Genomic DNA, 8396 nt, shown 5'->3' with positions numbered 1-8396 from the left:
AATTCCCCACCCACCTCGAATTCATTGACGCGTTCTACGACAAACGCACAAGTCTTAGTGGCGTGGCCTTTAAAGATACCCAAACTGGCAAAGTCACGGTCGGCTTTGCCGGAACGAATATGGATAACGGGACATTGGAAAGTTTGAAGGATATTTCTCAGTGGGGAGCGATCGCTTTTAGCGGGAGCCAAGCATCTTCGTTTTATTTTGCTCAAGGAAATGAGTTTCTCAAAGGATTGAAAAAAGAGGGTTATTCGATAGAGACAGTGACCGGGCACTCACTTGGCGGACGCAATGGGGCAATCTTAGGCATGGCGTATCAGGTACCAACGATCATTGTCTATAACGCCGCGCCATTAAACAATTCACTGACGGAGGCACTGTTCAGCTCGATGATCCAAGGAGGTAGGAATCTGCCGAAAATCCGACTTAGTCCAAGTACTTCGATCAAGAAAATCATAAAGGATTACCAAGGACGCTTAGTCTACTTGATTTCTGAAAATGATCCCTTAAACAATGTGGCTGGTTTATTCGGCAGCTTGTATCCAGGTGAAAAAATCGTTTTAGAAAACGGCGAAGGCCACGAAATGAACGGTTTTCTGACGCGAAAGACGCAAGCAATGCTTTTAAGAAAACTTGCTTTGATAGATGAAAACGGGAAATTGCGGACAGGACTACAAGCAGCCCAAGATCTGACAGATGCCCGAATGACTGCTTTGTCCAAGCTGGAAAAACACTTTCGAACCGCTGGCAGCGGCAAACTCACTGCTTCACAGGAGATTTTTTTGGATGCGCTCTCAGCAAAAACGATCACTGAAAGCATGATTCTGACAACACAAGAAAAAATCACCCGCTTCAAACGAATGTATCAAGAAAATATCGAACAGGCTGGCGAACTTTGGAAGCAAACAAAAAGAGACGCCGCAGCTCTTGGCCCTTCTTTGACCACAATTGAACAGATGTCCGCCCTTGACGAAGGAAATGCCACTGAAGCCGTGATTGCCACTCAACCGATCAATGAATACAAAAACGCATTGAAAAAGCTGACCAATTATGAAAAGCAGTATACGGCCCTTCTTGAAGAAATCAATCAAGTGATCGACAAACAAGTTGCCACGGACAAAGAACTAGCCAATCATTTCAATTAAAGTGAAAGACTCTGATCCTGCTTTTGAAGAACAAAAAACCGAACGATAGAGAGCATACGCATGCAATAGGCAGCTGCTCAACTATAGCTCGGTTATTTTTGTATGGAAATGAACACACAAAGGTCAAATACGACGGTTCATCAATTGAAATAGTTGATTCCCATCGCTGATTTCACCTCAGAAAGTGTTTGTGCCGCGACTTTTTCTGCTTCTTCGCTTCCTTTTCGCAAGATCTCCATTACCGCTTGAGGATCTTTCGCTAATTCTTCGCGGCGTGCCCGGATCGGCGCGAATTCTGCTTCTAATACATCGATCAGATAGCGTTTGATCTTCACATCGCCAAGACCGCCCCGACGGTAATGAGCCTTCATTTCTTCGATTGCTTCTTTATCTGTGCCGAAGACATCCAGATAAGTGAAGACCATATTTCCTTCAACTTGCCCTGGGTCTTGTACATGGATATGATTTGGATCTGTATACATGCTCATGACTTTTTTCTGAACGACATCTGCCGGGTCAGAAATGTAGATGCCATTGCCAAGAGATTTGCTCATTTTTCCGTTTCCGTCGATTCCAGGTAAACGACCCATTCCTTTTGGCGGGAATACGCCTTTTGGTTCGACCAAGACATCGCCGTAGGTATGGTTGAAGCTTTGGACGATCTCTTGGGTTTGTTCTAGCATCGGTTTCTGGTCTTCGCCGACAGGAACGAGATTTGCTTTGAACGCGGTGATGTCGGCTGCTTGGGAAACAGGATAGATGAAGAAACCAGTCGGTACGCCTTCACCAAATTTTTTTTGTTCGATTTCTGTTTTTACTGTAGGGTTGCGGCGTACGCGTCCAACGCTCACCAAGTTCAAATAATACATCGTTAATTCAGCCAGTTCAGGTACTTGAGATTGGATAAAAAGAGTCGATTTGGCAGGATCTAATCCGACAGCCAAATAATCAAGAGCGACTTGGAGCACATTTGAAGAAACCTTTTCCGGATTTTTTGCGTTATCCGTCAGTGCTTGCATGTCCGCAATCATCACAAACAATTGATTGTTTTCATCTGCTTGCATCTGCACACGTGTTTTGAGAGAGCCAACGTAATGACCTAAATGCAGCTTTCCGGTTGGCCGGTCTCCAGTTAAAATAATATTTTTCAAAAAAGACACCTCTTTGCGATTTCTAAGACTAAGCACTTAATATCTTACCGTTTTTTATAGAAAGAAACAACAGTTCGAAATGAAAAAATACAAAGAGAACGGGAGGAGGGAAGAGACGTAAGAAAACTGATAAAAAAGAAAACGATTCATGAAACGTTTAAAGAAACTTTACAAATTGAGGACGTTTCCGCTATAATGTACTTTATTATACATCTTTAAAAGAAATCTTACTAAATAATAATGGGAGTGTAATTCTATGGCAATGATTAAATTTGATCATGTGGAAAAATACTATGGTAAATTCCACGCATTAAAAGATATCAATCTCGAATTTGAAAAAGGGGAAGTCGTCGTTGTCATTGGCCCCTCAGGTTCAGGGAAAAGTACGATGCTTCGCTGTATCAATGGATTGGAGACGATTTCTTCAGGGAATCTTCTGATCAATGATACGAATCTTCAAGATAAAAAGACAAAATTGACAGAGGTACGCAAAAACATCGGGATGGTTTTTCAACATTTTAATCTTTATCCCAATAAAACAGTTTTGGAAAACATCACCCTTGCGCCTATCAAAGTATTGAAGCAGGATCAGGCAAGTGCTGTGAAAAACGCAGAAAAGTTTCTGAAAACAGTCAACATGCTAGACAAAAAAGATTCCTATCCGTCCATGCTGTCGGGTGGTCAGCAGCAGCGGGTCGCGATTGCTCGAGGTTTAGCAATGAACCCAGAAATGCTTTTGTTTGATGAACCGACTTCTGCACTAGATCCGGAAATGATCGGCGATGTATTGGATGTCATGAAAAAATTAGCGCATGACGGCATGTCGATGATCGTCGTCACACATGAAATGGGCTTTGCAAAAGAAGTCGCAGACCGAGTGATCTTCATGGCAGAAGGACAAGTACTGGAAGATAGTCGAAATGTGAAAGAATTCTTTGAAAACCCGAAAGAAGTGCGCGCGCAGCAATTTATTAGTAAAGTTATCAATCACTGATAGGAGGAAACTTATGCGCAAGATAAAAAATGTACGTCTGCTTTTCCTTTTAGGGATGGTTTTTCTTGTATTGACAGGCTGTAAAGGAAAAGGATTAGCGAATGAAGATATTTTAGAACGCAGCAAATCAACAAACGAGATCACATGGGGCGTGAAATATGACACACGGTTATTCGGAATGATGGACATCGAAAGCAGGACTGTTCAGGGTTTTGACATCGACATCGCAAAAGCACTCACTGAAAAAATCCTCGGCAAAGACGGCAAAGCTGAATTTGTCGAAGTCACTTCAAAAACACGTATCCCTTTATTGAAAAATGGCAACATTGATGCCATTATCGCCACGATGACGATCACAGAGGAACGAAAAAAACAAGTCGATTTTTCAGATGTCTATTTTGATGCGGGACAATCACTGTTAGTGAAGAAAGGAAGTCCCATCAAGAATGTCGACGATCTAGACGCTTCGACTACTGTATTAGCAGTAAAAGGATCGACCTCTGCTGCGAATATCAGAAAACATGCACCCGATGCAAATATTCTTGAGCTGGAAAATTATGCAGAAGCTTTCACTGCTTTGCAATCTGGGCAAGGAGATGCAATGACTACTGACAATGCTATTCTTTTGGGGATTGCCGATGAGAACCCGGAATATACATTGGCAGGAGGAACATTTACGAACGAACCTTACGGAATCGCGATCAATAAAGGTCAAGACAAGTTTTTGGCTGCGGTGAACCAAGCGTTAGAAGAAATGCTCGCAGATGGGACTTATGACAAGATTTACCAAAAATGGTTCCCGAATGCGACCGAAGGAAAAGTAGAATAAGGAGGAGAAGCAATGAGTGAGTTGATACAAACATATGGACCGACCTTCTTAGACGGGTTCAAGATCACGATTTTTTCAAGCATTCTGGCTTTGATTTTCAGCTTGATTATCGGAACGCTGATGGCCATCTTCCAATTATCGAAGAACAAAGTAATCAGCAGACTGGCAAAAGCCTATGTAGAGTTTTTCCGAAATATCCCTTTACTGATCATTGTGATGTTCTTTTACGTGGTCGTGCCGATCTACTGGTTCAGTTTAGATGGATTCCAAGCAGGAACGATCGGTTTGACGATCTATACTTCTGCATTTATTGCTGAAACGGTCCGTTCCGGTATCCAGACAGTACCGAAAGGGCAGATGGAAGCAGGACTTTCTTCAGGATTCACTTATTCTGAAACGATGCGTTATATTATCTTGCCCCAAGCATTCAAGATCGTTATTCCGCCGTTAGGAAATCAGTTCATCAATCTGGTCAAAAACTCTTCGATCTTAGCTATCGTAGCCGGACTGGACTTGATGTATCAGGGGGATCTGATTGCAAGTGAAACATTCAATACATTTGATACGTATATCATTGTCGGATTATTTTACTTAGTAATAACATTACCGTTATCTTACTTAATGGTTTATCTTGAGAAAAAATGGGCAGTTCGTTCATAGAAGGAGGGAAATAAATGGATTTTAGCGGTGCTTTTTCATGGATGAATATCCGATTTTTATTGGAAGGACTAAAAGTAACTGTCGAGGTTTCACTTGTATCGATCATTTTCAGTTTCTTGATCGGTGGTCTGACAGGAGTTGTGCGTTTTGCTGATATTCCGTTTTTATCGAGAATCGTTGGGCTGATCATCGATATCATTCGAAATCTGCCATTATTGCTGATCATCTTCTTCACGTATTTTGCATTGCCGCAAATCGGGATCCAGATGAATATCTTCTGGTCTGCAGTCGCAGCATTGACGATTTTCGAATCGGCGATGCTTTCAGAGATTTTTCGAGCAGGTCTCAATGCAGTACCGAAAGGGCAGATGGAAGCAGGTCTTTCTACAGGATTGACCTATATAGAAACGATGCGGACGATCGTGATGCCGCAAGCCTTCAAGTCAATGATCCCAGCGATCGTCAGCCAGCTGATCTCATTGATCAAGGATACTTCTTTAGCGGTCATCATTTCTTTACCAGAATTGTCCCATCAGGCTCGAATCGTTTATGGACAAAATACGAACTATGTGCTGCCGATGTTCCTCATGATGACACTCATGTATTTTGTTGTATGTTATGCTTTGTCCCTGCTTTCAGGGTATTTGGAAAAGCGACGATATAGTTACTGATCGCTGATTTCGATTATCAGCTTCTACCAGAATAGACTTGCGAGGTGCATTTGGATGTATCTTGCAGGTCTTTCTCATTTCTGATCAACCAATTCAGAGAAAATCCGCCTATTTGCTCCTTTGTAGAAGAGAGATAGCACTTGAAAAATCACCACAAAAAGTCCACAATAGGGAAGATAGAATTAAAATGAAAAAGGATGATACAATTGACTGATAATCGCCCTATAGGCTTTATTGATTCAGGCGTCGGCGGCTTGACCGTCGTGAAAGAAGCACTGAAACAACTGCCAAACGAAAATATCCTCTATGTAGGAGATACGGCGCGGTGTCCATATGGTCCCAGACCCGCTGAGCAAGTCATCCAGTTTACTTGGGAAATGACCAATCATCTTGTCGCACAAGGGATCAAAATGCTGGTGATCGCTTGCAATACGGCAACAGCAGTAGCTTTAGAAGAAATCAAAGCGACACTGGATATCCCAGTCATCGGTGTGATCCTTCCAGGCACAAGAGCAGCAGTCAAACAAACGAAGAACCAGCATGTCGGTGTCATTGGCACACTTGGAACGGTAAAAAGCGGTGCATACGAAACTGCCTTAAAGGAAAAGGCGCCCGAGCTTTCAGTCACGAGCTTGGCATGTCCAAAATTCGTCTCTGTCGTGGAAAGCAATGAATACCATTCTTCTGTTGCAAAAAAAATCGTTGCAGAGACACTAGCACCTCTGACAACTAAAAATATCGACACTTTGATTTTAGGCTGTACTCATTATCCATTGTTGCGTCCGATCATCCAGAACGTGATGGGGGAACAAGTGCAGATGATTGATTCCGGTGCAGAAACGGTTGGAGAAGTCTCGATGCTTCTGGATTATTTCAATTTGAGTAATTCACCGCAAAGCGGCCGGACGTTATGTAAATTTTATACGACTGGTTCAGCCAAACTCTTCCGAGAAATTGCAGAAGATTGGCTTGGGAACGGTCATTTGAGTGTCGAACATATTGATTTAGGAGGAAAATAAACATGCGTCATGATGGAAGAAATGCGCAGGAGCTTCGTAAGCTGGAACTGCAAACGAATGTCTTCAAGTATCCGGAAGGGTCAGTAGTGATCCGTTTTGGAGATACAACAGTTATTTGTTCTGCCACCGTGGAAGATTCTGTTCCGCCATTCTTAAGGGAGACAGGAACCGGCTGGGTAACAGCAGAATACAGTATGTTGCCTCGCGCAACGAATACAAGAAATCGAAGAGAAAGCAGTAAAGGGAAGCTGTCAGGGCGAACGATGGAGATCCAGCGTCTGATCGGCCGTTCTTTACGTGCCATAGTCGATTTGGAAAAGCTAGGTGAGCGAAGTATCATCGTGGATTGTGATGTCGTCCAAGCAGACGGAGGAACAAGGACAGCAAGTATCACTGGGGCATTTGTCGCTCTGAAATTAGCTGTTGAGAAGCTTCTCAGAGAAAAAGAATTGACAGAAGACCCTATCAAGGAACACCTTGCAGCAATCAGCGTGGGGATTTTACCTAATGGCGAATGTGTAGCCGACTTGGATTATCAAGAGGATTCTGCTGCCTTAGTCGATATGAATCTTGTCATGACGGAATCCGGAAAATTTGTCGAGATTCAAGGAACTGGAGAAGAAGCGACTTTTGATGGCGAACAATTGAACGAACTGCTGTTTTACGGAAAAGCAGCAATCGAACAGCTGATCGCAGAACAAAAATACGTCCTTCTCAATGAATTCTCTCAGGAAGAAAAGAAGGATCCAGATGAGCCAAAAACGATCGTGATCGCGACAAGAAATCCCGGAAAGGCAGAAGAATTTCGTTACATGTTCAAAAAAGAAGGCTATCAAGTCAAAACATTACTGGATTATCCTGAGATTCCTGATGTAGAAGAGACGGGAAGCACCTTCGAAGAAAATGCCCGACTGAAAGCAGAAACAATCGCGCAGATACTTGATCGTCCAGTCTTAGCAGATGACTCTGGATTGAAAGTCGATGCATTGAGCGGAATGCCCGGCGTCTATTCTGCTCGTTTTGCCGGAGAACCGAAAAGTGATGCTGGAAATAACGCAAAACTCCTTTATGAACTGACCGATGTTCCTGACGAAAAAAGAACAGCACAGTTCCATTGTACCTTGGTTTTTGCGGCACCTGGAAAAGACAGTTTAGTCGTAGAAGCAGAGTGGCCTGGCAGGATCGCTCGCATTCCGGATGGAGACAACGGATTTGGTTATGATCCTTTATTTATCCCAGAAGGTATGGACAAAACCGCTGCGAACATTTCTAGTGAAGAAAAAAACGCGATCAGCCATCGTGGACAAGCAATGAAAAAATTGAATGCAAAATGGAAAAATTGGCTGGAAGGAGAATAGTAGATGCGATATTTAGTAGTAAGTGACAATCACGGTGACAGAGAAATCTTGGTCGATCTAATAGAACGCTACCGTCAGACCGCAGATTTCTTTTTCCACTGCGGCGATTCTGAACTTGGAGCAGAAGATCCGTTGTGGGAGACTTTTCAAGTCGTCCAGGGGAATTGCGACTTTGGTCCAGGGTTTGAGCAGAAAAAGCTTGTTGACACAGGAAAAGATAACATTCTCATCACCCATGGTCATTTGTCGAATGTCCGTTTCGGACTGACTCAGCTTAAACTTGAAGCAGAAGCGCTTGGTGCAAATATGGTCTTTTTTGGACATACGCATCAGATTGGCTGTGAGATGGAACAAGGAATCTTGTTTTTGAATCCTGGTAGTATCTCTCAACCTAGAGGACCGATCCAGATCCCTTCGTATGTGCTGATCGATCGATTAGAAGACCAAATCGTTATTCAATATTTCAATCGCGCACATCAGCCAGTCGAAGAATTGAAGTTTACGTATTCCATCTAAGCTACCTTAAAATTCTCTAATTTTTGCTAAAAAAAAGAGTTATTTTGTGA

At 42.8% G+C, this 8396-nt stretch carries 9 protein-coding genes; 8 read left to right on the top strand and 1 reads right to left on the bottom strand.

Annotated elements, in window-relative coordinates; translation table 11 throughout:
* A partial coding sequence (locus tag G7Y42_RS13855) for a hypothetical protein (RefSeq protein ID WP_165038307.1) occupies nt 1-1148 on the top strand: 1148 nt, incomplete at its 5' end.
* Nucleotides 1149-1288: 140 nt separating this feature from the next.
* On the opposite strand, the gene trpS is transcribed toward G7Y42_RS13855, so the two are convergent.
* On the bottom strand, nt 1289-2299 hold the full coding sequence (gene trpS / locus G7Y42_RS13850; protein WP_165006791.1) for a tryptophan--tRNA ligase: 1011 nt from the start codon (nt 2297-2299) through the stop codon (nt 1289-1291).
* A 256-nt stretch (nt 2300-2555) separates the two neighbouring features.
* Here trpS and G7Y42_RS13845 point away from each other — a divergent pair, with 256 nt between their 5' ends.
* The 7 genes from G7Y42_RS13845 (at nt 2556) to G7Y42_RS13815 (ending at nt 8346) form a co-directional block, all read left to right on the top strand.
* The gene (locus tag G7Y42_RS13845) at nt 2556-3293 is read left to right on the top strand and encodes an amino acid ABC transporter ATP-binding protein (RefSeq protein ID WP_165006789.1); all 738 of its coding nucleotides are present in this window, start codon (nt 2556-2558) and stop codon (nt 3291-3293) included.
* A 13-nt stretch (nt 3294-3306) separates the two neighbouring features.
* Complete coding sequence (locus G7Y42_RS13840; protein ID WP_165006786.1) at nt 3307-4122, top strand: transporter substrate-binding domain-containing protein; 816 nt, start codon at nt 3307-3309, stop codon at nt 4120-4122.
* A 12-nt stretch (nt 4123-4134) separates the two neighbouring features.
* Nucleotides 4135-4782 (top strand): amino acid ABC transporter permease, encoded by a 648-nt coding sequence (locus G7Y42_RS13835; RefSeq protein ID WP_165006783.1) that lies wholly within the window; start codon nt 4135-4137, stop codon nt 4780-4782.
* A 14-nt stretch (nt 4783-4796) separates the two neighbouring features.
* Entirely contained in the window at nt 4797-5453 is a 657-nt protein-coding gene (locus G7Y42_RS13830; RefSeq protein WP_165006780.1) for an amino acid ABC transporter permease, read from the top strand.
* A gap of 197 nt (nt 5454-5650) precedes the next feature.
* A complete protein-coding gene (racE, locus tag G7Y42_RS13825) occupies nt 5651-6472 on the top strand; it encodes a glutamate racemase (protein WP_165006777.1) in 822 nt (273 codons plus the stop codon).
* A 2-nt stretch (nt 6473-6474) separates the two neighbouring features.
* A complete protein-coding gene (gene rph, locus G7Y42_RS13820) occupies nt 6475-7830 on the top strand; it encodes a ribonuclease PH (protein WP_165006773.1) in 1356 nt (451 codons plus the stop codon).
* Nucleotides 7831-7833: 3 nt separating this feature from the next.
* A complete protein-coding gene (locus G7Y42_RS13815; protein ID WP_165006770.1) occupies nt 7834-8346 on the top strand; it encodes a metallophosphoesterase in 513 nt (170 codons plus the stop codon).
* The last annotated feature ends 50 nt before the right edge of the window (nt 8347-8396 follow it).

Source organism: Enterococcus sp. ZJ1622, from assembly GCF_011038845.1.
Classification (GTDB): Bacteria; Bacillota; Bacilli; order Lactobacillales; family Enterococcaceae; genus Enterococcus_B.
Note: the sequence above shows the minus strand (reverse complement) of the source record. Positions and strands in the feature narration are given on the sequence as shown.